Raw genomic sequence first — 24,519 nt, 5'->3', positions numbered from 1 at the left:
CGACGCGCCGTAGCGGGTGCTACGTCCCTTTGATGCGGGTCGGTGCGTTCCGGTTCCAGGGTCAGGACGGGACGAACCGCCAGGCGCCGGACTCCTCGCCCGGCTCGTACGGGGAGTCCAGGCGCTTGGCGACGACGCCCGGAAGGCCCTGGGCGCGGGCCGCGTCCAGGACGGCGCCGCCCTCGCCGGGGAACCAGGGAGCCGTCTGCCACAGCGGCCCCGACAGGGCGAGGCCGTCGAGCCGCTCCCGCCGCTCCCGGTACGGGACGTCCAGCAGCGGATGCCCGTCCAGATGCAGCAGGTCGTAGACCATGTAGGTCTCGCGGCCGTCCAGGACGGCCAGCTCCCCGTCCAGCAGCGCGGGCCGGACGCCCAGCTCGGCGCCGAGCCGGGAGCCGAGCCCGCCGGGGCCGTCCACGGCGCGGCCCCGGGCGTCGGTGAACCGGGTCCGGCCGCCCTCGACGTAGGCGGCCGTCCGCTTGCCGCCCCACGCGAACTCGAACCCCCACGCGTCCTGGCCGCGGGGGAGGCGGGCCCTCTCCACCGGGCGCATCGGGCGCAGCGACTGCGGCAGCGGCTCGGCGTCCGGGTCGGCCGGCGGGTCCATCCGGTGGATCATCCAGTTCCTGCCGCGGGTCCTGAACAGCACGTACCGGCCCGACACCCGCGCGCCGTGGATGACGACCTTCACCTCGCGCTCGGACCACTTCTCCGTCTCGTACGTCCCGCGGTCCCAGATGGTCATCGTCCCGGCGCCGTACTCGCCGCGCGGGATCTCGCCCTCGAACGTCGCGTACTCCAGCGGATGGTCCTCGGTGTGGACGGCGAGGTGGTTCGTGTCCGGGCTCCACGGCAGGCCCTTCGGGACGGCCCACGACACGAGCACGCCGTCGCGTTCGAGCCGCAGGTCCCAGTGCAGGCTGGTCGCGTGGTGCTCCTGGACGACGAACGTGTCGTCGCCGTGCGGCAGGGCCTTCTCCTCCGGGACGGGCTCCGGCGTCCTCCCGGGGTCGCGCCGGCCCCGGTACTCGGCGAGCCGGTCGCCGCCGTCCTTCCGCTTCTCGGGGGTCACCCCCGGTGCATACCCGCGATCAGCGGATGAAGACGGCGTAGTCGGCGAGGTCGCCCGTCAGGGACGGCGGCAGCCCCGCGACGGCGGACAGCTCCTCGGCCGACATGAACCCGCCCGCCTCCCCCCGGACCCGCTCGATCTTCGCCGCCAGCTCCGGGGTGACGCCGGGCAGCAGCGTCAGCGCCTCCGCCGGCGCGTGGTTGACGTCGACGAGCCCGCCGTCGTTGTACTGGCGCGGCAGGTCGGGGCGCCCGATCCGCAGCTCCTTGGCGAGGCCCGGGTCGGCCGCGGCCAGCTCGCGCGCCTTCTCCCGCAGCAGCCGCCGCCGCTTGACCCGCTCCACCACGGCCTCGTTGTCGACCGCCGACAGCCCGTGCGGGTCGAACACCCTGCGCCGGATCAGGAACGCGTGCCCGCAGCCCACCACGGCGAGGACGAACAGCAGCACGCCGACCGTCCGCTCGGTGCCGTCGTCCTTGCCGATGTCCGGGAGCAGGAACATCGCGAGCGCGAACACGCCGAGGTAGGCCGCCGTGGACACCATCAGGTGCAGGCTGCGCCGCCACAGCGCCGCCGCCGCGAAGGTGAAGGGCGTCGCGTAGCCGAGGGTCAGGAACGGCAGCGCCGCCCACGTCACGCTCAGCGCGGCTCTCCCCGGCGGCATGCTGTCGGACGGAACCCGCGGCTCGTACGGCGCTGGGGCGTTCATCTCTAGAGAGTCTCCCGGCCGGCTAAGGGGGCGAATCGGACTCTAGATCAACAGGAATGTCACGGCAGGGTGAGGATTTCATGGCCGTCGTCGGTCACCAGCAGCGTGTGCTCGAACTGCGCCGTGCGCTTGCGGTCCTTGGTGACCACCGTCCAGCCGTCGGCCCACATGTCGTACTCGTAGGTGCCCAGCGTCAGCATCGGCTCGACGGTGAACGTCATCCCCGGCTCAATGATCGTCGTGGCGGCCGGGTCGTCGTAGTGCGGCACGACCAGGCCGGAGTGGAACGTCGTCCCGATCCCGTGCCCGGTGAAGTCGCGGACGACCCCGTACCCGAACCGCTTGGCGTACGACTCGATGACCCGCCCGATCACGTTCAGCGCCCGCCCCGGCTTCACCGCCCGGATGCCGCGCATGGCCGCCTCGTGCGTGCGCTCCACCAGCAGCCGCGACTCCTCGTCGACGTCGCCGCACAGGAACGTCGCGTCGGTGTCGCCGTGCACGCCGTCGATGAACGCCGTGATGTCGACGTTGACGATGTCGCCGTCGCGCAGGACCGTGTCGTCCGGGATGCCGTGGCAGATCACCTCGTTGATCGAGGTGCACAGCGACTTGGGGTACCCCCGGTAGCCCAGCGTGGACGGGTAGGCGCCGTGGTCGAGCAGGAACTCGTGCCCGATGACGTCCAGCTCGTCGGTGGTGATCCCGGGCCGGACGTGCTCGCCGACCTCCCGCAGGGCCTGCGCGGCGATCTTCCCGGCCACCCGCATCTTCTCGATGATCTCGGGCGTCTTGACGTCGGGCTCGCCGGTCCGCGGGCGCTTCTTCCCCACGTACTCCGGGCGCGGGATGCTCGACGGGACCTTGCGCATCGGCGAAACGTTGCCGGGCCGGAGAAGCTGGGTCGTCATAGTGATGGAGTGTAGTCAGCGGGATCGGGGCAACGAATCCCGTCCGAGCCCGATCGAGAGGAGCGCCGATGGCCGGTGACGACGGTGACTGGTGGTTCTGCCTGAAGCACATGAAGGTCGAGCACGGGGCCGGCTGCCCTGGCAAGGACCGGATGGGCCCGTACGCGTCCGAGGGCGAGGCCGCGAACGCCCTCGCGCTCGCCCGCGAACGCAACGAGGCGTGGCGCAAGCAGAACGAGGACTAGAACAACCAGACCGGCCCCCGGGCGCTAGTCGACGACGGGTCCGGAGACCGCGTCGAGGAGCCGGGCGAGCCGGTGCCGGATCCCGCGCGGGGTCCGCGCCGGCTCCTGGCCGGCCGCCGCGCTGACGAGGTGCTGCGCGCCGTCGAACGACATGAGCGCCTCGTCCGGCGGGACGGTCAGCGCCTCGTGGGCGAGGCCGCGCAGCTCGCGGTCGCCGCCCTCCAGCGCGAGGATCGTCGCACCGGTGCGGCGCGCGTCGTCCACCCGCTCCAGCAGCGGGACGGGCGCGTCCTCCTCGGCGACGACGAACAGCGTCTCGCCGCGCCGCGCCGCCTCCAGCCGCTCCAGCCCGACCCGCAGGTGCGCGGGCGCGTCCGCGGGCGGCGCCCAGCGCACCAGCGTCGGCGCGAGACCGGGGACGTCGCCGAGCCGGCTCTCGTCGTCCAGGTGCGCCGCCAGGTGCCACGGGTCGCCGCCGGGCGTGCCGACCAGCAGCAGACCGCCCGGGGTGCGGGACGTGACCCGCAGCGCGCGGCCGAACTCGCCGGTCCGCTCCAGCCAGCCCGTCGTCGACAGGACCTCGCGCAACATGGTGATCTGCTCGGCGTCCACGGGCACCATGGTGCCGCACCGGGCAGCCCGGTCAGGCGCTTTTCGCGATGCGGGAGCCCGGGGGGAAGCACCCCGTGGCGGGTTTGGCAGACTCGGCCGCATGACTGAGCAGCAGCAGAAGACCCCCTACGACCTCCCCGACGTCAGCGGGCTGTCGATCGGCATCCTCGGCGGCACCGGCGACCAGGGCAAGGGCCTCGCGCGCCGGTTCGCGCTCGCCGGGCACCAGGTGACGATCGGGTCGCGCAAGGCCGAGCGCGCCCAGGCCGCCGCCGACGACCTGGGCGCGGGCCTGCCGGTCTCGGGCGCCGAGAACCCGGTCGCGGCCGGGCGGTCCGACGTGGTGATCGTCGCGGTCCCGTGGGACGGCCACAAGGCCACGCTGGAGTCGCTGCGCGCCGAGCTGGCCGGCAAGATCGTCGTGGACTGCGTGAACCCCCTCGGCTTCGAGAAGGGCAAGGGCGCGTTCGCGCTGCCGGTCGAGGAGGGCAGCGCCGCCGAGCAGGCCGCCGCCGTCCTGCCCGACAGCCGCGTCGTCGCCGCGTTCCACCACGTCTCCGCCAAGCTGCTGCTCGACCCCGGCGTTGACGAGATGGAGCTGGACGTCCTCGTCCTCGGCGGCGACCGCGAGGCCACCGACATCGTCCAGGCCCTCGCCGGCCGGATCCCCGGCATGCGCGGCGTCTACGGCGGCCGGCTGCACAACGCCCACCAGGTCGAGGCGTTCACCGCCAACCTCATCTCCATGAACCGCCGCTACAAGGCCCACGCCGGCCTCCGCATCACCGACGTCTGAGCCGGGGAGGCCGACCGGTCCCGGACGGGCGTTCTGATCGTTAAGCTCGGTGCGGTGCCGAGTTGGAATGACACGGAGGCGGCGCGGCGCCCGCTCGTGCTGCTGCCCTCCGCCCAGCAGGGGCCGCTGCGCGCGGTCGCCAAGCGGGTCGGGGTCGCGCTGCTGCTGCTGTTCGCCGTGGTGGCCGTCGTCTACGCCGACCGCGGCGGCTACCGCGACACCGGCGACGGCAGGCTGTCGCTGCTGGACGCCTTCTACTACGCGACGGTGACCGTCTCCACCACCGGCTACGGCGACATCACCCCGGTGGGGGACACCGCCCGCCTCGTCAACATCGTCTTCATCACGCCCGTGCGGGTTCTGTTCCTCATCGTCCTCGTGGGCACGACCCTGGAGGTCCTCGCGGAACGCACCCGCGAGGACTGGCGCAAGTCACGCTGGAGGGCACGCGTGCGCGACCACATCGTGGTGGCGGGCTACGGCACGAAGGGCCGCAGCGCCATCAAGACCCTGCTGAGCACCGGCGTCGACCGCGGCTCGATCGTCGTCGTGGACCCCGACCCCCGGGTCGTGGCCGAGGCGGCGGAGGCCGGATTCGTGAGCATCGCCGGGGACGCGACCCGCAGCTCGGTGCTGAAGCAGGCGGCGGTGCAGCGGGCGCGGGAGATCGTGGTGGCGAGCGCCCGCGACGACACCGCCGTGCTGATCACCCTGACCGCGCGGCAGCTGAACCCCCATGCCGGGATCCAGGCGTCGGTGCGCGAGTCGGAGAACGTCCCGCTGCTGCGGCAGTCGGGCGCCGACCACGTCGTGACGTCGTCGGAGGCGGCGGGCCGGCTGCTCGGCATGTCCACCAGCCAGCCGAGCGTCAGCGAGGTCATCGAGGACCTCCTCGACCAGGGCAGCGGTCTCGACCTGGTGTCGCGCGAGGTGCGCCCGGACGAGGTCGGCGGGCCGCTGTCGCAGGTGCGCGAGCCGGCCCTCGCGGTCGTCCGGGACGGCCGCACGCTGCCGTTCGACCACCCCCGGTGCACCGTCCTCGAACCCGGCGACCGGCTGATCGTGGCGCGTTCCTCGCCGCGCCCGCGCGGCGCCCCCGCCGAACGGGAGGGAGCGGACGGAGCCTCCGCCGCGTCCGAACAGTGACATATCATCGGGGTGGCTACAGGCAGGTGGACATGCGAGAGAACCGTTCGGCGGACCCGTGGAGCGCCTTCCTGGCGCCTCCCGGGCGGGACGCCGGGACGCGCCGGGCGCCCGGCGCGGCGCCCGCCGCCGGGCCCCGGGACGCGGAGGCCCGTCCCGCCGCGGCCGGCGCCGACGACGCGTGCCGGCGGGTGCTGGCGCAGCTGAGGGCGGCGAACGGCCCGCTGTCGCTGGAGCAGATCCACCACGCGACCCGGCTCGGGCTGCTGGAGGTCGCCGACGCCGTGGACGTCCTGCGCGAGCGCGGCCTGGTCGCCGTGGAACGCGAGATCGACGAGGTCGTCCGGCTGACCGAGGGGTGAGCGGGTGCTCGGATACGCCGTCGCCGTCTCGCTGAGCTGCCTCGTCGGCATCGCCGAGCTCGTCAGCCGGTACCGGGACCGGCCCACCACGCTGGTCCGGGTGCCGAGCACCTGGGCGTACGTGCTGATCAACGGGGGAGCGGGGGCCGGCTCGCTGCTGCTCCTGCACACCTTCGGCTGGCGGTTCGGCGTCCGGTCGCCGGACGTCGCCTCGGCGACGCAGGTGCTGGTCGCGAGCCTCGGCTCGATGATGGTGTTCCGCAGCGCGGTGTTCACCGTCCGGGTCGGCGACGAGGACGTCGCGGTCGGGCCGAGCACGCTGCTGACCTCGCTGCTCGCCGCCGCCGACCGCGGCGTCGACCGGATGCAGGCCAAGACCCGCGCGCACGAGGCCGGCGAGATCATGCGGGGCGTCTCGTTCGCCAAGGCGCGGCTGGCGCTGCCGACGTACTGCCTGGGGCTGCTGCAGAACGTGTCCGCCGAGGACCAGGCCGACCTGCGCACCGCCGTGGACGCCCTGGCCGGCAGCGAGATGACCGACGGGCAGATGGCCCTCAACCTGGGCCTGCTGCTGATGAACGTCGCCGGGCCCGACGTCCTGCGCTCCGCCGTCGACACGCTGCGCGCCGAGATCATGATGGACGACCCGGAACCGCGTCCCGTCCCCCCGCCCCGCGACGGCCGGGTCCTGGAGCCCCATGCGGAAGCGGCCCGGTCGAACCCCGACGAGTAGGGGCGCGACCGGGCCGCTCCAGGCCAGGCAGTTGCGGGCCTAGCGGGTGCGGGCCTAGTGGGGTGCGGGCCTAGTGGTAGGCGTGCTCGGGGCCGGGGAAGACGCCGCCGACGACCTCCTCGGCGTAGCCGCGGGCGGCGTCGCCGAGCAGCGTGTCGAGGTCGGCGAACTTCTTGACGAACTTGGCGGTGTGCGGGGTGAGGCCCGCCATGTCCTGCCAGACGAGCACCTGCGCGTCGGTGCCGCTGCCGCCGCCGATGCCGATCGTCGGGATCGACAGCGAGGAGGTGACGCGGGCGGCGAGGTCCGCGGGGACGCACTCGAGGACGACGGCGAACGCGCCCGCGGCCTCCAGCGCCTTGGCGTCCGCCATCAGCTCGTCGCCGTCCTGGCCGCGGCCCTGCACCCGGTAGCCGCCGAAGACGTTCACCGACTGCGGGGTGAGGCCGAGGTGCCCCATGACCGGGATGCCGGCCGCGACCAGTCCCTCGACCTGCGGGATCACCCGGCGGCCGCCCTCCAGCTTGATCGCGTGCGCGCCCGCCTCCTTCATGAAGCGGGTGGCGGTCGTCAGCGCCTCGCCGACGCCCGTCTGGTAGGAGCCGAACGGCAGGTCCGCGACGACCATGGCGCGCTTGGAGCCGCGCACGACGGCCGCGGTCAGCGGGATCAGCTCGTCCACGGTGACGGGGATGGTGGACTCGTAGCCGTAGACGACCATCGCGGCGGAGTCGCCGACGAGCAGCACCGGGATGCCTGCCGCGTCGAAGACGCGCGCGGTCTGCGCGTCGTACGCGGTGAGCATGGGCCACTTCTCGTGCCGCTCCTTGGCGGCGGCGATGTCGCGTACGGTCACCCTTCGCCCGCTCGTACCGCCGTACAGTGCGGTCGGCTGCGCTGGGGGTGCGACAGAAGAAGACATGCGAGAACCTCCGGTCTTGAGGCGCCACGGTGGCGTACCCAGACGGAACCGATGGTGCCACTTCGAAAACGATTCGGGTACCCCCGGCGATTCCCCGATTTCGGCCGGACCGGGAACAAGTTCCGAAACGATACCGTTGCGTATCGGCATGGACCCCCAGACGATCCAGCGGCGCCGGTGGTACGTCCTCGGCGTGCTGACCATGAGCCTCCTGGTGGTGGTGCTCGACAACACCATCCTCAACGTCGCGCTCAAGACCATCGCCGACCCGGAGAAGGGGCTCGGCGCCACGCAGAGCCAGCTCGAATGGTCGATCAACTCCTACACGCTGGTCTTCGCCGGCCTGCTGTTCACCTTCGGCGTGATCGGCGACCGGATCGGCCGCAAGCGCGTGCTGATCGGCGGCATGGCGGTGTTCGCGCTCGCCTCGCTGCTGTCGGCGTACGCGCAGTCCCCGGACCAGCTCATCTACGCCCGCGCCCTGATGGGGCTCGGCGGCGCCGCGGTCATGCCGCAGACCCTGTCGATCATCACCAACGTGTTCGAGCCCGAGGAGCGCGCCCGCGCCATCGGCATCTGGGCCGGCGCGGTCGGCCTCGGCGTCGCGATCGGCCCGCTCACCGGCGGCCTCCTGCTCGCCCACTTCTGGTGGGGCTCGGTCTTCTTCGTCAACGTGCCGGTCATCGCCGTCGGCGTCGCGCTCATGGTGTTCCTGGTGCCCGAGTCGCGCAACCCCGAGCCCGGACGGCTCGACCCCGTCGGCGTCGTGCTGTCGGTCATCGGCCTCGTCGTCCTGTCCTACGGGATCATCCAGGGCGGCGAGAAGGGGGACTGGCTGGCGCTCCCCGTGCTCGGCCCGATCCTCGCCGGCGCCGCCGTCATCGCGCTTTTCGTCCTGCACGAAGCCCGCAGCTCGTCCCCGGCCTTCGACGTCCGGCTGTTCAAGGACGCGCGGATGTCGGCCGCCGTCGCGTCCATCGCCCTGTGCTTCTTCGCCGCGAGCGGCGTGTTCTTCTTCGCCAACTTCTACATGCAGTCGGTGCGCGGGCTGACCCCGCTGCAGTCCGGCGCGATGGTGCTGCCGTTCGCGATCGCCCAGCTGGCGTTCGCGCCGCGCAGCGCCGCGATGGTCCGCCGCTTCGGCGCCAAGGCGGTCTGCACGACCGGCCTGCTGCTGGTCGCCGCCGCGCTGGCGAGCTACCAGTTCATCGGCACCCACACCTCGATGTGGATCCTCGGCGTGATCTTCTTCGTGCAGGGCACCGGGATGGCCCACGTCATGCCGCCCGCCACCGAGTCGGTCATGTCGGCGCTGCCCCGCGAGAAGGCCGGCGCCGGGTCGGCCATCAACAACACCGCCCGGCAGGTCGCCGTCGCCATGGGCGTGGCCGTGCTGGGCTCCGTCGTCGCCTCCGTCTACCGCCGCGGCCTTGACGGCGACCTCACCGCCCTGCCCGCGGGTGCGCGGGAGGCCGCCGGCGAATCCATCGAGGGCGCGCACGCCGTCGCGTCCCGGATGGGCGCCGCCGGGCAGCGGCTGGCCGCGCACGCCGACGCCGCGTTCGTCGACGCCATGCACACCGCGTCCGCCGCGGCCGCCGTCATCGCCCTCCTCGGGGCGCTGGTCGTCCTGAAGTGGATGCCGGGACGCGCCCCGTCCGTCCCCGCCGCGGGAGACGACGCGCCGCGGCCGGAGAAGGCGGCGGTGTGAGAGCGTGAACACGCCATGAGCGAGACGGACCGGCGGCACGGCGGGCGGCCCCGCAGTGAGCGCGCCGACAAGGCCATCATCGAGGCGACCCTCGACCTCCTCGCCGAGGAGCCGGGGCTCGCGGGCCTGTCGATCGAGGCGGTCGCCGCCCGCGCGGGCGTCGGCAAGACCACCATCTACCGGCGCTGGCCCAGCAAGGACGCGCTCATCCTGGACGCGCTCGGCGCGGCGAAGGCGCCGCTGCCCGAGCCGTCCGGCGCGTCCGTCCGGGAGGACCTCGCCGAACTGGCGCGGGCGCTGACCGACGAGCGCAAGCGCCGGTACTCCCGGTGCTTCTGGAACGTCGCCGGCGGCGCCGAGAGGTACCCCGAGCTGTACGCCCGCTACAAGCGCGACATCATCGAGCCGCGCCGCGACATCGTCCGCCGGGTGCTGCGGCGCGGGGTCGAGACCGGGGAGCTGCGCGCCGACCTCGACGTGGAGGTGGCGATGTCGATGCTCCTCGGCTCGCTGCTGGCGCGGAGGCCGCAGGAGACCATTCCCGAGGGGCACGCCGAGGCCGTCGTCGACACCCTCCTGCGGGGCATCGGAACGGTCGCGCGATGACGCGCGGACGACGGAAGCGAAGCGATTTCGGCACGGTAAGCGTGATCTTCTCCCCTGGCGACGGTGTCATGCCCCATACTGTCGCTGGGTAGTGCTAGGACGACCGGCTGTCTGGAGCGCGTCAGGTGAGATCCGTCATGGCGCCGCGAGGCGATGCGCCCGCCACCGATTCGGCGTCCAGGACTCTGGTCCTGGGCATCGACGGGGCCAGGCGGATCGTCCAGTGCGGGCCGAACGCCCGGGGCGTCCTCGGCCGGGCCCCCGAGGATTTGATCGGCCGCCCGGCCACCGACCTGGTGGGCGAGGAGGCCAAGGCCGAGCTGGAGGTCCTCCTGGAGGTCGGCGACCAGGAGCGCAACGGCGTCATGACCGTCCTGCGCGGCGAGCAGGGGGCCTCCGCCCTCGTCACCGTGCAGCCGATGGTCGGCGGCGGACCCGGCGCGGCGCCCGCCGCGCTGCTGTTCGTCCGGGTCGAGCTGCCGCCCAGCGAGCGCTACCAGGACCCGGCCCTCATGCGCCGCGCGCTGATGGACGACCAGCTCACCCGGTTCGGCGCGTCCCTCGACCTCGACCAGTCCGCCCGCGGCCTCGTCGACGTCGTCGTCCCGCACTACTGCAACGCCGCGTCCGTGCTGGTGCTGGAGAGCCTTGTCGCCTCCGACGAGGTGCACAGCGAGTCCGGCTCGGCGGTGCTGCGCCGCATCGCGGTCACCTCCGACGACAACAACCCGGCCTGGACGTCCACGTTCCCCGTCGGCGAAGTGCTCGTGTTCCCCGAAGGAACCCCGTACCGGCAGGTGATGGAGACGGCCCGGCCCGTCCACTTGCCGCACATCACGCTGGAGGCGGCCGGCGAGATCGGCCGGCTGTGGCGGCGCGGCCCGGCCGGCGAGCTGCTGTCGGATGTGTCGATGGTGCTGCTGCCGATGATCGCCCGCGACACCCTGCTCGGCTTCATCGCCTGCACCCGCATCCCCGGGTTCCGAAAGTTCGACGCCTACGACGTCGAGATCGGCATGGAGTTCGCCGCCCGCGCCGCGATCGTCATCGACAACGCCCGGCTGTTCAGCCGCGAGCGCGCGACCGCGCTGGCGCTGCAGCGCAGCCTGCTGCCGATGCGGCTGTCCGCGCCGTCCTCGGTCGAGGTCCGGCACCGCTACCTGCCCGGCAGCAAACTCGTCGAGGTCGGCGGCGACTGGTACGAGTCGATCGCGCTGCCCGGAGCCCGCGTCGCCCTGATCGTCGGCGACGTCGCCGGGCACGGCGTCCGCGCCGCCGTCACCATGGGACGGCTCCGCACCGCCCTGCACACCCTCGCGAACCTGGAGCTGCCGCCCGCCGAGGCCCTGCACGTCATGCACGAGCTGATGATCGAGCTCGGTGAGCAGGAGCCGCACTTCGCCACCTGCGTGTACGCCGTGTACGACGCGACCACCGGCACGATCGAGATCGCCTCCGCCGGCCACCTGCCGCCGCTGCTCGCCGACCCGACCGGCGGCAACGAGTACCTCAAGGTCCCGCCCGCCCCGCCGCTCGGCGTCGCCGGCGGCGCCGCCATCGAGAGCCGCGAGTTCACCGTCGAGGACGGCAGCCTCTTCGTCATCTACACCGACGGCCTCGTCGAGAACCGGGGCCGCGACATCGACGACGGCCTCGCCCGCCTCCAGCGCATCTTCGGCGCCGACTCCGTCGACCGCCCCATGGAGGAGCTCGCCAAGGCGACCCTCGCCGGCGTCTACGCCGACGAGCACCGCGACGACATCGCCGTCCTCATCGCCCGGCTGCGCCGCCTCCCCGAGGACCGCTACGCCTCCTGGACGCTGCCCGCCGACCCGGCCGCCGTCCGCCGCGCCCGCGGCCTCGTCCGCTCCCGCCTCGCGGAATGGGGCCTCGACGAACTCGACTACACCACCGAGCTGCTGGCCTCGGAGCTCATCACCAACGCGCTCCGCTACGCGCCCGGCCCCATCGAGCTGCGCCTCCTCCTGGAACGCACCCTCGTCTGCGAGGTGCTGGACCGCTCCGCCGCGCTGCCCCGCCTGCGCCGCGCCGAGGACGACGACGAGAACGGCCGCGGCCTCCTCGTCGTCAGCCAGCTCGCCCACCGCTGGGGCAGCCGCCGCACCGCCGCCGGCAAGGTCGTCTGGTGCGAGCAGACCGTCCCCGGCATCGACCCCGACGCCTCCGAGCAGGTCCCCGCCTGGCCCGAGGAGGCCTGGCCGGGCGAAAGCCACCACAGGGGCTAGCCCAGGGGGGCGACCCCCTGGAACCCCCGTCGCTCAGCTCTGTGCAGGGCCGGTCCGGGCGGGCGGCCGGGCTACTTCTCTCTTTCGCGCCAGGCGTTGGTGATGGGGAGGCGGCGGTCGCGGCCGAAGTTCTTGGGGGTGATCTTGGGGCCCGGGGGGTACTGGCGGCGCTTGTACTCGGCGAGGTCGACCAGGCGGATGGCGCGGTCGACGAGGTCGGGGGCGTGTCCGGCGGCGATGAGGGACTCGCGGCCCATGTCGCGTTCGACGTAGTCGGCGAGGACGGGGTCGAGGACGGTGTACTCGGGGAGCGTGTCGCGGTCGCGCTGGTCGGGGCGCAGCTCGGCCGACGGCTCCTTGACGATGATCGCCTCCGGGATGGGCTCCTGTCCGAAGGGGTGCAGGAACGGCAGGTCGACGCCCGCCTGGGCGTTGCGCCAGCGGGCTAGTTCCCAGACGGTGAGCTTGAAGACGTCCTTGATGGGGGCGAAGCCGCCGGCGGAGTCGCCGTAGAGGGTGGAGTAGCCGGTGGCGAGCTCGCTCTTGTTGCCGCCCGTCAGCACGAGGTGGCCGTGCTCGTTGGAAAGGCCCATCCAGACGTTGGCGCGGATGCGGGCCTGGAGGTTCTCGGCGGCGAGGCCGTGCAGGTCGAGGTGCTTCTCGAACGCGTCCACCATGTCCGCGATGGGGACGATGCGGGAGTTGACGCCCTGGCGCTTGACGAGGTCCTCGGCGTCCACGACGGAGCCCTCCGAGGAGTAGCGGCTGGGGAGCAGGACGGCGTGCACGTTCTCCGGGCCGATCGCGTCCGAGGCGATGGTGGCGACGAGCGCGGAGTCGATGCCGCCGGACAGGCCGAGGACGACCGAGCGGAAGCCGTTCTTGCGGACGTAGTCGCGGGTGCCGAGGACGAGCGCCGCGTAGATCTCGCCCAGGTCGTCCATGGGCTCGGCGGAGCTCTGCGGCAGCACCGGGTAGGCGGGCAGCGGGTCGGGGGTGAGGAGGTGCCGCTCGATGGTGATCGTGGTGCCGTCCCGGGCGTCGACGGGCGTGCGGCCGGGTTCGGCGGGCGCGGCGGCGGGCAGCGCGAGGTCGGCGACGAGGAGGTGCTCGACGAACTGGGGCGCGCGGGCGAGGGGCGTGCCGTCGGGGCCGACGATGACGGAGTCGCCGTCGAAGACGAGCTCGTCCTGGCCGCCGACCATGTTGACGTAGGCGAGGGCGCAGCCGGCCTCGCGGGCGCGTTCGGCGCACAGGTCGAGGCGGACGTCGTCCTTGTTGCGCTCGTAGGGCGAGGCGTTGATGGCGAGCAGCAGCCCGGCGCCGGACGCCGAGGTGACGCTGACCGGGCCGCCGTCCTGCCAGAGGTCCTCGCAGATGACGGTCGCGACGTCGACGCCGTGGACGCGGACGACCGGCAGCCGGTCGCCGCGGACGAAGACGCGGTACTCGTCGAAGACGCCGTAGTTCGGCAGGTGGTGCTTGGCGGAGCGCACCACCACCTCGCCGCCGTGCAGCCACGCGGCGGCGTCCAGCGGCGCGCCGGCGGGCTGCCCGGAGCGGACGAGGCCGACGGACCGCCGGTCCAGGTAGCCGGTGACGACGGGCAGGTCGCCGAGGCCCTCCTCGGCGAGCCGGCGGGCGAGCCGGTCGAGGGCCCGCCGGCACGCCTCGACGAAGGACGCGCGGAGCGCGAGGTCCTCCACCGGGTAGCCGGTCAGCATCATCTCGGGGAAGGCGACCAGGTGCGCGCCCGCGTCGGCGGCGCGCCGGCTCCATTCCACGATCAGGTCGGCGTTGCCGTCGAGGTCGCCGACGGTCGGGTTCACCTGCGCGAGCGCGATCCTGAGCTGTGCCACGCCCCCAGAGTAGAACGCCGGAGGTGGTTTCGTCACTTTGACGAGAAGTGGGCGGCGAGCGCGGCGGCGCGGCGGCGCCTGATCGCGGGGGCCAGCGCGAGCTGCGCCGCCGCCGCGACGAAGGCGAGGAAGGCGCAGGTCAGCCATAGTGCGGGCGCCCCGCCGGCGCCGAGCAGCTGGGTGCCGCCGAGCGGCGCGAGCAGGAAGCCGCCCGACCACGCCATCCCGTACAGGCCGCCGTACCGGCCGCGCAGGTCGGCGGGCGCGAGGTCGGCGACGACCGCCTGCAGGACGGACGCGGCCGTGATCTCCCCGAGCGTCCACACCAGGATCGTCGCGGTGTAGGCGGCGACCGTCGAGGCCAGGGAGGTCAGCCCGTAGCCGGCCCCGACCAGGAGGAACCCGGCGACCATCACCAGGCTGTGGTCGCGCCGCGCCAGCCACGCGTTCACCAGCGGCTGGACGATGATGATCAGCACCCCGTTCGCGGCGATGGCGAGGCCGTAGGCCTGCGGGCCGAGCCCGTCCTCCCTCATGGCGAGCGGCATCGTCGTCATCCCCTGCATGAGGACGAACGTGTACACGAGCGTGACCAGCACGTAGCCGACCATGACGCGGTCGCGGAGGGCGCGGCCGAACCCGCCGCGCCGCTCGGCGCGGGCGTCCCGCGCCCGCGTCTCCGGGACGGCCCGCCACACCAGCAGCCCGAACCCGGCGCAGGTGAGCGCGTCGATCCAGAACAGCCACAGGAAGCCCCGCTGCGCGAGCGCCCCGCCGAGCACCATCGCGACGGCCCAGCCCAGGTTGATCGCCCAGAACAGCAGCCCGAACGCGCGCGGTCGCTCGGCGGGGGAGATGATGTCGGCGACCATCGCCTGCGCGGCCGGCCGGTACATGTCCAGCAGCACGCCGAGCAGCAGCGCCGCCGCGACGATCGCGGCGATCCCCTGGGCGTAGCCGAGCGCGAGCATCGCGGCGCCGGTGCCGACGGTCGCGAGCGTCAGCGTCGCGCGCCGGCCGAGCCGGTCGGCGAGCATGCCGCCGGCGATCTGCCCGCCGAGCGAGCCCGCGCCGAGGACGGCCATCACGACGCCGGCCTGCGCCAGCGACAGGCCCCGCACGGTCGTCAGGTAGAGGCCGAGGAACGGCTCGACCATCGTGCCGAGGCGGTTGAGCAGCGTCCCCGCCCACAGCACCCAGAACGGCCGGGGGAACCCGCCGACCCGGGGACGCAGGAACGCCGCGACCCGGCCCGGGGCGGGGCCGACGGGAGTGTCTTCCAGAGTGGTCACTCGCTCGATGGTGGGCGGTCCGCCGCGACCGCGACAATCATTTAGCCTGGACTAAATGATCGAGTTCGTGTTCGCGCCGGACGACGTGGCTCGGGTCCGGTTCGCGTTCTCGCCGCTGTGGGAGATGGTGCGCAGCCTGCGGGTCCTCGCCGACCCGTCCGGGCACGCGCTGCACCTGCCGTGGGTGCGCACCGTCCGGCCGCGGCTGCGCGGGCTCGGCCTGGAGCCGCTGCGCGAGGTCGTCCCGCCGGCCGGCTACATCCCGGACTTCCTCACCCCGCCGCCGGGGACGCCGCTGCCCGACCTCGCCGCCGAACTGGAGATCGTCCGGGCCACGCCGCCCGAGGTCGTCGCGGCCGAGCTGCGCTGGACCGAGCGCGGCGCCCGGCCGTCCCCGGCGCGGCTGGCGCTCGCCGCCGAGCCGGAGCGCACCCTGGAGCGCCTCGCGGATCTGCTCGAACGGTACTGGGAGGTCGCCGTGGAGCCGTACTGGCCGCGCGTCCGCGACCTCCTCGAAGGGGACGTGCTGCGCCGCACGGGCGCGCTCGCCGCCGAAGGGGCCGCCGGGGTGTTCGGCGACCTGCACGAGGCGGTGTCCTGGCACGCCGGGACGCTGACCGTCGACCGGCGCTGGAGCTTTCGCGGCGAGCCGGCGGGCCGCGGGATGCTGCTCGTGCCGAGCGCGTTCGTCTGGCCGAACGTGTCGGTCATGGTGCCGCCCTACCAGCCGATGCTCAGCTATCCGCCGCGCGGGGTCGCGACGCTCTGGGAGACGGGGCCGCCGGACGCGCCGCGGGCCGACGCGCTCGCCGCGCTCGTCGGCCGCCGCCGCGCCGAACTGCTCGCCGCGCTGGCCCGGCCCGCCTCGACGACCGACCTGGCCCGGCGGCTGGGCGTCACGGCCGGGGCGGTCAGCCAGCATCTGGGCGTCCTGCGCGCCTGCGGGCTCGTCACCGGACACCGGATGGGGCGCCGCGTCCTGTACGTCCGCACCCGGTCCGGCGACGCGCTCGCCGGCGGTCAGCGCAGCGAGGCGAGCGCGTCCAGGCGCAGCGGGCCGGGCGCCGACTCGGGCTCGTAGCGGCCGGACTCGGCGAGCCAGTCCATGTGGGCGCGGGGCGTGTCCAGGAGCACCTTGACGACCTGCGCGGCGGCGGCGCGCTGCGCGACGGTCAGCTCCAGCCGCTCCAGCATCTCCGGCAGCCGCCGGGCCGCCGCCCACGCCTCCTCCAGCCGGTCGACGATCTTGTCGGCGACGGCGGCGGCGGCCTGCGCGGCGTCCAGCCCCCGCGAGCGCGACAGCACGGCGGGCAGGTCGTGGACGTCGCCGCGGGCCGCCTCCAGATCGTGCGAGGCGAGGTCGTTGGACCAGGCCACGACGTCGGCGACCCCGTCGGCGACGGTCTTCCAGCGCGGCGTGCGCAGCAGCCGCGCCGGCAGTTCGACGCCGAGCACCGGCTCGACCAGGTCGTACATGAACGGCCCGCACGCGCGCCGGCGCAGCGGCGTGTACTCCGCCTCCGTCGGGACGTGCCGGATCCGGCGGTTGACCGCCTCCTCCGCGCACCCGTCCCGGTGCGACTCCAATTGCAGCATGAACCTGCGCCGCCAGTCGCGGCTCATGTCCTTGGACGTGGCCTGCCACAGCTCCACCAGCGCCGCCTCCAGCGGGCGCGCGCCCGGCCGGGCGTGGCCGCGCCGCATCGCGCGCAGCAGGTCGTCGTAGAGCGCGTGCACGGCGCTGCCGCTGTCGGCGAGCGGCGGGCGGTCCATCGTGTCGTCCAGCGCGAGCGTCCAGGTCAGCCAGCGGGCGAACAGGTCCACCCCGGCGAGCTCGGCGGACGGCAGCACGCGCGCGGCGAGCCGCTCGCAGCGGGCCCGGCCGAGCGGCGAGGTGTCGGGGTCTCCGAGCACGAGGCCCCGGCCGCGGGCCCAGGCCTCCACCTGCGCGCACAGCCGCCACGACTCCGGGTGCATGGCCGACGGGGTCGCCAGCGCGGGCACCCGGTCGCTCATCGAGAGAAGAAGAGAGATGTCCACGGCCCTTCCCACGCTAATGATCACTCCGTCGAGCGGCCATGATCGTCAGGTCAAGTTCCGGGAAACGGATCTCCGTGGTCGGTCATGGCCGTCCCACCCGGACGCCCCTGCCGGGCGCGCGGGCGGCGTGCGATAGTTCGATGATCAGAAACATGCTCGAACAGGAGGAAAAGTGTCCAGAGGGACCGTGCGATGGGCACTGGGCGCCGGCCTTGCGGCCCTGGTGCTGACGGCATCGGCCTGCGGCGGCGACGAGGGCGCCACCGTGCAGGGCGTGAAGCTCATCGAGAAGGGTGCGCTGACCTCGTGCACCCACCTGCCGTACCCGCCGTTCCAGTCGGAGGACAAGAAGACCGGCAAGGTCGTCGGCTTCGACGTCGACATCATCGACCTCGTCGCCAAGAAGCTCGGCGTCACGCAGAAGGTCGTCGACACCCCGTTCGAGACGATGAAGACGGGCGCCGCGCTGAACGCCGGCAAGTGCGACATCCAGATGGGCGGCATGACCATCAAGCCCGACCGGGTGAAGTTCATGGACGTCTCCGACCCCTACTTCGACGCCACGCAGTCGCTGATGGCGAAGAAGGGCAGCGGGGTCGCCTCGCTGGACGACGTGAAGTCCAGGAAGCTCAAGCTCGGCTCCCAGGCGGGGACGACCGGCGAGGACTACGTCAAGGGCAAGGGCTTCGACCCGCGCTCGTTCGACAACTCCACCGCCGAGCTGGACGGCCTGCGCACCGGCCAGGTCGACGTGATCGTGCAGGACGACCCGGTCGTCAAGGGCTGGCTGAAGGACCCGGCGAACTCCGGCTTCGAGATCGTCGCGAACCTGAACACCGGTGAGCAGTACGGCATGTGGATGCGCAAGGACCACAACCCCGAGCTGGTCGAGCTCACCAACCAGGCGATCGCGCAGGCGAAGGCGGACGGCACGTACAAGCGGATCTACGAGAAGTGGATCGGTCCAATGCCCGCGGCCGCCGGCGGCGGCTCGTGACCGCGGAACCGGTCGGGACGGCGGCGCCGCGCGGGCTGTCCCGCCGGCGCCGCCGGCAGCTGTCGCTCGGCGGGCAGTACGGGCTCTTCGCCGCCGTCGTGCTGCTGCTCGTCCTGCTGGCCGACTGGCCCACGCTGCGGCTCAACTTCGCCAACGGGGACGTCGCGAAGGACCTGTTCCCCGACGTCATCACCGTCGGGCTGCGCAACACGGCCGTGTACACCGTCACCGGCTTCGGGATCGGCCTGGTGCTCGGCCTCGCCGTCGCGCTGATGCGGTTGTCGTCGGTCGCGCCGTACCGGTGGTTCGCCGCCGCCTTCATCGAGGTCTTCCGCGGCCTCCCGCTGCTGCTGATCTTCATCTTCATCAGCGTGGGCGTGCCGCTGGCCTTCGGCACCACCGTCCCCGGCGGCGCCGTCGGGCAGACCGGCCTGGCCCTCGGCCTCGCCGCCGGCGCGTACATGGCCGAGACGATCCGGGCCGGCATCGAGGCCGTCCCCCGGGGCCAGACGGAGGCGGCGCGCTCGCTCGGCATGTCGCACGCCCGCGCGATGTGGTCGATCGTCATCCCGCAGGCGTTCCGCATCATCATCCCGCCGCTCACCAACCAGCTGGTGCTGCTCTGCAAGGACTCCTCGCTGGTGCTCTTCCTCGGCATCACCCTGGAGCAGCGGGAGCTGACGAAGTTCGGCCGCGACCTGGCGGGCCAGGTGGGCAACACCACCCCGATCATCGTGGCCGGGATCTGCTATCTGATCATCACGATCCCGCTGAGCCTGCTGGCGCGGCGGCTGGAGGCGCGGCAGCGCAGGGGGCAGCGATGACGAGCCTCGGAGAGAGCACGGCGCGCGGCGCCATCGAGATCAGCGGCCTGCGCAAGTCGTTCGGGACGAACGAGGTGCTGCGCGGCGTCGACGTCCATGTCGGGCCGGGCGAGGTCGTCTGCGTGATCGGCCCGTCCGGGTCGGGCAAGTCGACGCTGCTGCGGTGCGTGAACCTCCTGGAGGAGCCCTCCGCGGGGACGGTCCGGGTGGCCGGCGCCGACGTCACCGACCCCGAGGTGGACATCGACGCCGTCCGCCGCCGGATCGGCATGGTGTTCCAGGCGTTCAACCTGTTCCCGCATCTGACGGCCCTCGGCAACGTCGTGATCGCGCAGCGGAAGGTGCTGAAGCGCGACCGGGCGGAGGCGGAGCGGATCGCGCGCGAGAACCTGGAGCGGGTCGGGCTGGCCGACAAGGTCGGCGCCTATCCGGCGCAGCTGTCCGGCGGGCAGCAGCAGCGCGTGGCGATCGCCCGCGCGCTGGCGATGGGCCCGGAGGTGATGCTGTTCGACGAGCCGACGTCCGCGCTGGACCCCGAGCTCGTCGGCGACGTCCTCGGCGTCATGCGCGGTCTCGCCGAGGCCGGGATGACCATGCTCGTCGTCACGCACGAGATGTCCTTCGCGCGGGAGGTGGCCGACCGGGTGGTGTTCATGGACGGCGGAGTGGTCGTCGAGGAGGGCCCGCCGCAGCAGGTGATCGCCGCCCCGTCGCACGAGCGGACCAGGGCGTTCCTGGCCCGCGTCCTCGATCCGGCGGCCGCGCGGATCGGGGACGCCGAGTAGTCGGATATCTTCCGGTCAGCGGGAACGTACGAACGTAACGTCCCGGTAACAGCGACCGGGCATACTGCAAGGTAGCCGGACCGTCTCTCGCGGCCGGCATACGTCCCCCGCCCCATGACATCGGCAGGGCAGTACCGAGGGAGAAGGCTTTGGAGCGACAGCAGGAGTTCGTGCTCCGCACCCTGGAGGAGCGGGACATCCGCTTCATCCGGCTGTGGTTCACCGACGTGCTCGGGTTCCTGAAGTCGGTGGCCGTCGCCCCCGCCGAGCTGGAGGGAGCGTTCGGCGAGGGCATCGGCTTCGACGGGTCGGCGATCGAGGGCTTCGCCCGCGTCTACGAGGCCGACATGATCGCCAAGCCGGACCCGTCCACCTTCCAGGTGCTGCCCTGGCGGTCGGAGTCCCCCGGGGTGGGCCGCATGTTCTGCGACATCCTCATGCCGGACGGGACGCCGAGCTTCGCCGACCCCCGCTACGTGCTGAAGCGCGCGCTCGGGCGCGCCGCCGACCTCGGGTTCACCTTCTACACCCACCCCGAGATCGAGTTCTTCCTGCTCAACGACAAGCCGGAGGACGGCAGCGAGCCCGAGCCCGCCGACTCCGGCGGCTACTTCGACCACACCCCGCACAGCGCCGCGCACGACTTCCGGCGCAACGCGATCATGATGCTGGAGTCCATGGGCATCTCGGTGGAGTACAGCCACCACGAGGGCGCCCCGGGCCAGCAGGAGATCGACCTCCGCTACGCCGACGCGCTCACCACCGCCGACAACATCATGACCTTCCGGCTGGTGATGAAGGAGGTCGCGCTGGAGCAGGGCGTCAACGCGTCCTTCATGCCGAAGCCGTTCACCGAGCACCCCGGCTCGGGCATGCACACCCACATGTCGCTGTTCGAGGGCGACCGCAACGCCTTCTACGAGCCGGGCGCGGAGTTCAAGCTGTCCAAGGTCGGGCGGGCGTTCATCGCGGGGCTGCTGCGGCACTCCGCGGAGATCACCGCCGTCTGCAACCAGTGGGTGAACTCCTACAAGCGGCTGTGGGGCAACGTCGGCTCGGCGGCCGGCGCCGGGGGAGAGGCCCCGTCCTACATCTGCTGGGGCCACAACAACCGGTCGGCGCTCGTCCGCGTCCCGATGTACAAGCCGCACAAGGGCCACTCGACCCGCATCGAGTTCCGGTCGCTGGACACGGCCGCGAACCCCTACCTTGCGTTCGCGGCGATCCTCGGCGCCGGGCTGAAGGGCATCGAGGAGGGCTACGAGCTGCCGCCGGGCGCGGAGGACGACGTCTGGGCGCTCACCGTCGCCGAGCGGCGCGCCCTCGGCATCGAGCCGCTGCCGCAGAACCTCGACGAGGCGATCCACGCGATGGAGCGCAGCGAGCTGATGGCGGACGTCCTCGGCGAGCACGTGTTCGACTTCTTCCTGCGCAACAAGAGGCACGAATGGGAGGACTACCGCCGGCAGGTGACCGAGTTCGAGCGCAAGCGGCTCCTTGCGGTCCTCTGACCGCCATTCGAACGGACGAGCTACGCTCCGAGCCCCAACCGGATTACGGTTGACGCTGTGACCGAGTCCCGGACGCCAGAACGCCGTTCCTCCTCCCTCGCCGGGCGCCTCGCGCGGCTCGGCTTCACCGACGCCGCGCGGGCCGAGTGGCTGCTGCGGGACGCCGAGCGCACCGCCGGCGCGCGGCCCGCCGACGAGCTGCTCGACGCCCTCGGCGGCACCGCCGACCCCGACCTCGCGCTGGACGGGCTGCTGCGCCTCCTCGCGTGCGCCGAGGAGAAGGGCGAGGGCGCCGGGCTGCGCGCGGCCCTGGCCGCCGAGCCGGGCACGCGGGAGCGGCTGACCGCCGTCCTCGGCGTGAGCGCCGCGCTGGGCGACCACCTGGCCCGGCATCCCGGGCACTGGCGGGTGCTGCGCGACGGCCAGGCGGCGCCCGCGGACGTCCGGGCGGAGCTGCTGGCCGCGGTGGGCGCCGACCCGTCCGCGGCGGAGCCCGTGGCCGGGGCCGAGGACGCCCTCGTCGCGCTCCGCGTCGCCTACCGCCGGCGGCTGCTCGGCCTCGCCGGCCGCGACCTGATCGGCGCGGCGGACGTCGCCGAGGTCGCCGCCGAGCTGGCCGACCTCGCCGCCGCCGCGCTGGCGGCGGGCCTCGCGATCGCCCGCGCCGGCGTCCCCGGGCACGAGACGTGCCGGCTCGCCGTGATCGGCATGGGCAAGTGCGGGGGCGGGGAACTGAACTACGTCAGCGACGTCGACGTGGTCTTCGTGGCGGAAGCGCGGGGCGCCAGTGGGACCAGCGAGGGCGCGGACGAGGACGCCGCGCTGCGCACCGCGACCCGGCTGGCGTCGGCGATGATGCGGGCCTGCTCGGCCAGCACCGAGGAGGGCGCGCTCTGGGAGGTGGACGCGGCGCTGCGTCCCGAGGGCAAGGCGGGGCCGCTCGTGCGGACCCTCGCCAGCCACCGCGCCTACTACGAGCGGTGGGCCAAGACGTGGGAGTTCCAGGCGCTGCTGAAGGCCCGTCCCGTCGCCGGGGACGCCGGCCTCGGCGAGCGCTACCTCGACGTGATCACCCCGATCGTGTGGAAGGCCGCGGAGGGGGAGAGCTTCGTCGAGGACGTCCAGGCCATGCGGCGCCGCGTCGAGACCGACCTGGGCCGGCGCACCGCCGACTCCGAGCGGCAGCTCAAGCTCGGGCCGGGCGGGCTGCGCGACGTCGAGTTCTCGGTGCAGCTGCTCCAGCTCGTGCACGGCCGCGCCGACGAGACGCTGCGCGGCCGGGCCACCCTCGGCGCGCTCGCCGAGCTGTCCCGCGGCGGCTACGTCGGACGCGACGACGCGGCGGCGCTCACCTCGGCGTACCGGTTCCTGCGGCGGGTGGAGCACCTCGTCCAGCTGCACCGGCTGCGCCGCACCCATCTCGTCCCCGACGACGAGGACGGCCTGCGCCGCCTCGGCCGCGCCCTCGGGCTGCGCACCGACCCGGTCGGGGAGTTCAGCGCGCTGTGGCGGCGGCACGCCCGCGAGGTCCGCCGCATCCACGAGAAGCTGTTCTACCGGCCGCTGCTGCGGGCCGTGGCGCGGCTGCCCGGAGAGGAGGCGCGGCTCACGCCGGAGGCCGCGCGCATCCGGCTGGAGGCGCTCGGCTACGCCGACCCGGCGGGCGCGCTCCGCCACATCGAGGCGCTGACCTCGGGCGTCTCGCGGCGCGCCGCGATCCAGCGGACGCTGCTGCCGGTGATGCTCGGCTGGTTCGCCGACGCGCCCGACCCCGACGCGGGCCTGCTCGGGTTCCGGCAGGTCAGCGACGCCCTCGGCACCACCCCCTGGTACCTGCGGCTGCTGCGGGACGAGGTGACCGTCGCCGAGCGGATGGCGTGGGTGCTCGGCTCCAGCCGCTACGCCACCGACCTGCTGCTGCGCGCCCCCGAGGCGGTCGCGCTGCTCGGCGGCGAGGGCGACCTCGCCCCGCGCCCGGACGAGGCGCTGCGCGCGGAGGCGCTCGCGGCCGTCCGCCGGCACGCCGAGGGCGGCCGGCCGGCCGAGGAGGCGGTCGCGGTGGTGCGCGGCCTGCGCCGCCGGGAGCTGTTCCGCGTCGCGGTCGCCGACCTGCTCGGCCGGGCCGACGTCCGGACGGTCGGGGACGCGCTCACCGGCATCGCCGCCGTCACGATCGAGGCCGCGCTGCAAGCAGCAGTCAACAAGATCGAGCTGGAGTCGCGGGCGCCGCTGCCGACCCGGCTGGCCGTCGTCGCGATGGGCCGGTTCGGCGGGCACGAGCTCGGCTACGGCAGCGACGCCGACGTGATGTTCGTGCACGACCCGCTGCCCGGTGCGGACGAGACCGCCGCCGGGCGCGCCGCGCACGCGGTCGCCGAGGAGCTGCGCCGCCTCCTCGCGCTGCCCGCCCCCGACCCGCCGCTGGAGATCGATCCGAACCTGCGCCCGGAGGGCCGGCAGGGCCCGCTGGTGCGGACCCTCGCGTCCTACGCCGCCTATTACGCCCGCTGGTCGGAGCCCTGGGAGGCGCAGGCGCTGCTGCGCGCCGACCCGCTGATCGGCGACGAGGGGCTGCGCGAGCGGTTCCGCGCGCTGATCGACCCGGTCCGCTGGCCGGAGGGCGGCATCGATGAGGACGCCGTCCGGCAGATCCGGCGGCTGAAGGCGCGGATGGAGTCCGAGCGGCTGCCGCGCGGCGTCGAGCGGCGGCTGCACACCAAGCTCGGGCCGGGCGGCCTCGCCGACGTCGAGTGGGTCGCGCAGCTCCTGCAGCTCAAGCACGCCCACGACGTCCCGGCGCTGCGCACCCCCCGGACGCTGGACGCGCTGGACGCCGCCGTCGCCGCCCGCGTCCTGGACGCCCGCGACGCCGAGGTCCTCACGGAGGCGTGGTGCCTGGCGACCCGCATCCGGGGCTCGATCATGCTGGTGCGGGGCCGCGCGTCCGACCTGCTGCCGACCGACCACCACCGGGAGCGCACCGCGGTCACCCGCGTCCTCGGCTATCCAGGGACCGGGGACCTGCTGGAGGACTACCGCCGCCACGCCCGCCGCGCGCGGGCCGTCGTCGACCGCGTCTTCTACGGCGCCGACTGAGGACGCCGGGAGCCGGCCTCCTCCCGGAGGAGGGCCCTACTACC

The 24,519-nt window shown here is 73.6% G+C and carries 22 protein-coding genes; 14 read left to right on the top strand and 8 right to left on the bottom strand.

Annotation, left to right across the window (positions count from 1 at the left end; genetic code table 11):
• Nucleotides 1-61: 61 nt before the first annotated feature.
• Genes SM611_RS09360 through map form a run of 3 tightly spaced genes read right to left on the bottom strand, consistent with a single transcriptional unit; the run spans nt 62 to nt 2,692 of the window.
• The gene (locus SM611_RS09360) at nt 62-1,072 is read right to left on the bottom strand and encodes a DNA polymerase ligase N-terminal domain-containing protein (RefSeq protein WP_371948801.1); all 1,011 of its coding nucleotides are present in this window, start codon (nt 1,070-1,072) and stop codon (nt 62-64) included.
• Nucleotides 1,073-1,091: 19 nt separating this feature from the next.
• The gene (locus SM611_RS09355; RefSeq protein ID WP_371948799.1) at nt 1,092-1,781 is read right to left on the bottom strand and encodes a ComEA family DNA-binding protein; all 690 of its coding nucleotides are present in this window, start codon (nt 1,779-1,781) and stop codon (nt 1,092-1,094) included.
• 59 nt (nt 1,782-1,840) lie between these two features.
• Nucleotides 1,841-2,692, bottom strand: coding sequence for a type I methionyl aminopeptidase (gene map / locus SM611_RS09350; protein WP_371948798.1), 852 nt, complete (start codon nt 2,690-2,692; stop codon nt 1,841-1,843).
• Nucleotides 2,693-2,760: 68 nt separating this feature from the next.
• Between map and SM611_RS09345 the strand changes: the two genes are divergently transcribed.
• On the top strand, nt 2,761-2,937 hold the full coding sequence (locus tag SM611_RS09345; RefSeq protein WP_371948797.1) for a hypothetical protein: 177 nt from the start codon (nt 2,761-2,763) through the stop codon (nt 2,935-2,937).
• Between the two features lie 24 nt (nt 2,938-2,961).
• On the opposite strand, the gene SM611_RS09340 is transcribed toward SM611_RS09345, so the two are convergent.
• Nucleotides 2,962-3,558 carry a hypothetical protein gene (locus SM611_RS09340; protein ID WP_371948795.1) on the bottom strand — a complete coding sequence of 199 codons (597 nt, stop codon included), beginning with the start codon at nt 3,556-3,558 and terminating at the stop codon, nt 2,962-2,964.
• A gap of 91 nt (nt 3,559-3,649) precedes the next feature.
• Between SM611_RS09340 and npdG the strand changes: the two genes are divergently transcribed.
• The 4 genes from npdG to SM611_RS09320 are packed head-to-tail and all read left to right on the top strand — an operon-like array spanning nt 3,650 to nt 6,586.
• A complete protein-coding gene (gene npdG / locus SM611_RS09335) occupies nt 3,650-4,345 on the top strand; it encodes an NADPH-dependent F420 reductase (protein ID WP_371948793.1) in 696 nt (231 codons plus the stop codon).
• 54 nt (nt 4,346-4,399) lie between these two features.
• Nucleotides 4,400-5,491, top strand: a complete 1,092-nt coding sequence (locus SM611_RS09330) for a potassium channel family protein (protein ID WP_371948792.1) — start codon at nt 4,400-4,402, stop codon at nt 5,489-5,491.
• A 32-nt stretch (nt 5,492-5,523) separates the two neighbouring features.
• Nucleotides 5,524-5,853 (top strand): hypothetical protein, encoded by a 330-nt coding sequence (locus SM611_RS09325; protein WP_371948791.1) that lies wholly within the window; start codon nt 5,524-5,526, stop codon nt 5,851-5,853.
• Between the two features lie 4 nt (nt 5,854-5,857).
• Complete coding sequence (locus tag SM611_RS09320) at nt 5,858-6,586, top strand: hypothetical protein (RefSeq protein WP_371948789.1); 729 nt, start codon at nt 5,858-5,860, stop codon at nt 6,584-6,586.
• A gap of 70 nt (nt 6,587-6,656) precedes the next feature.
• On the opposite strand, the gene panB is transcribed toward SM611_RS09320, so the two are convergent.
• Nucleotides 6,657-7,508 carry a 3-methyl-2-oxobutanoate hydroxymethyltransferase gene (gene panB / locus SM611_RS09315; RefSeq protein ID WP_371948788.1) on the bottom strand — a complete coding sequence of 284 codons (852 nt, stop codon included), beginning with the start codon at nt 7,506-7,508 and terminating at the stop codon, nt 6,657-6,659.
• Nucleotides 7,509-7,656: 148 nt separating this feature from the next.
• Between panB and SM611_RS09310 the strand changes: the two genes are divergently transcribed.
• The 3 genes from SM611_RS09310 to SM611_RS09300 all read left to right on the top strand — a co-directional run bounded on the left by SM611_RS09310 (nt 7,657) and on the right by SM611_RS09300 (nt 12,071).
• Nucleotides 7,657-9,219 (top strand): MFS transporter, encoded by a 1,563-nt coding sequence (locus tag SM611_RS09310; RefSeq protein WP_371948787.1) that lies wholly within the window; start codon nt 7,657-7,659, stop codon nt 9,217-9,219.
• Between the two features lie 15 nt (nt 9,220-9,234).
• Nucleotides 9,235-9,825: a TetR/AcrR family transcriptional regulator gene (locus tag SM611_RS09305; protein WP_371948786.1), complete on the top strand. Its 591-nt coding sequence runs from the start codon at nt 9,235-9,237 to the stop codon at nt 9,823-9,825.
• A gap of 137 nt (nt 9,826-9,962) precedes the next feature.
• Nucleotides 9,963-12,071 carry a SpoIIE family protein phosphatase gene (locus SM611_RS09300; protein WP_371948785.1) on the top strand — a complete coding sequence of 703 codons (2,109 nt, stop codon included), beginning with the start codon at nt 9,963-9,965 and terminating at the stop codon, nt 12,069-12,071.
• 71 nt (nt 12,072-12,142) lie between these two features.
• Here the strand turns inward: SM611_RS09300 and SM611_RS09295 are convergent, their stop codons facing one another.
• Nucleotides 12,143-13,930 (bottom strand): NAD+ synthase, encoded by a 1,788-nt coding sequence (locus SM611_RS09295; protein ID WP_371948783.1) that lies wholly within the window; start codon nt 13,928-13,930, stop codon nt 12,143-12,145.
• Nucleotides 13,931-13,962: 32 nt separating this feature from the next.
• Nucleotides 13,963-15,222 carry an MDR family MFS transporter gene (locus tag SM611_RS09290; protein WP_371948781.1) on the bottom strand — a complete coding sequence of 420 codons (1,260 nt, stop codon included), beginning with the start codon at nt 15,220-15,222 and terminating at the stop codon, nt 13,963-13,965.
• 55 nt (nt 15,223-15,277) lie between these two features.
• Between SM611_RS09290 and SM611_RS09285 the strand changes: the two genes are divergently transcribed.
• Nucleotides 15,278-16,303 carry an ArsR/SmtB family transcription factor gene (locus tag SM611_RS09285; protein WP_371948780.1) on the top strand — a complete coding sequence of 342 codons (1,026 nt, stop codon included), beginning with the start codon at nt 15,278-15,280 and terminating at the stop codon, nt 16,301-16,303.
• Here SM611_RS09285 and SM611_RS09280 read toward each other — a convergent pair.
• Nucleotides 16,243-17,238, bottom strand: coding sequence for a terpene synthase family protein (locus SM611_RS09280; protein WP_371948778.1), 996 nt, complete (start codon nt 17,236-17,238; stop codon nt 16,243-16,245). The genes SM611_RS09285 and SM611_RS09280 overlap by 61 nt on opposite strands.
• A gap of 196 nt (nt 17,239-17,434) precedes the next feature.
• On the opposite strand from SM611_RS09280, the gene SM611_RS09275 reads away from it, so the two are divergent.
• The 5 genes from SM611_RS09275 (at nt 17,435) to SM611_RS09255 (ending at nt 24,475) form a co-directional block, all read left to right on the top strand.
• Nucleotides 17,435-18,259, top strand: a complete 825-nt coding sequence (locus tag SM611_RS09275) for a transporter substrate-binding domain-containing protein (protein WP_371948777.1) — start codon at nt 17,435-17,437, stop codon at nt 18,257-18,259.
• Entirely contained in the window at nt 18,256-19,083 is an 828-nt protein-coding gene (locus tag SM611_RS09270; protein ID WP_371948775.1) for an amino acid ABC transporter permease, read from the top strand. Before SM611_RS09275 ends, SM611_RS09270 begins: the two co-directional genes overlap by 4 nt.
• Nucleotides 19,080-19,868 carry an amino acid ABC transporter ATP-binding protein gene (locus SM611_RS09265; RefSeq protein ID WP_371948774.1) on the top strand — a complete coding sequence of 263 codons (789 nt, stop codon included), beginning with the start codon at nt 19,080-19,082 and terminating at the stop codon, nt 19,866-19,868. Before SM611_RS09270 ends, SM611_RS09265 begins: the two co-directional genes overlap by 4 nt.
• A gap of 149 nt (nt 19,869-20,017) precedes the next feature.
• The gene (gene glnA2 / locus SM611_RS09260) at nt 20,018-21,379 is read left to right on the top strand and encodes a gamma-glutamylpolyamine synthetase GlnA2 (protein WP_371948773.1); all 1,362 of its coding nucleotides are present in this window, start codon (nt 20,018-20,020) and stop codon (nt 21,377-21,379) included.
• Between the two features lie 57 nt (nt 21,380-21,436).
• Nucleotides 21,437-24,475 (top strand): bifunctional [glutamine synthetase] adenylyltransferase/[glutamine synthetase]-adenylyl-L-tyrosine phosphorylase, encoded by a 3,039-nt coding sequence (locus tag SM611_RS09255; protein WP_371948772.1) that lies wholly within the window; start codon nt 21,437-21,439, stop codon nt 24,473-24,475.
• The last annotated feature ends 44 nt before the right edge of the window (nt 24,476-24,519 follow it).

The sequence above is a fragment of the Actinomadura monticuli genome, from assembly GCF_041463655.1.
Taxonomy (GTDB): domain Bacteria; phylum Actinomycetota; class Actinomycetes; order Streptosporangiales; family Streptosporangiaceae; genus Spirillospora; species Spirillospora monticuli.
Note: the sequence above shows the minus strand (reverse complement) of the source record. Positions and strands in the feature narration are given on the sequence as shown.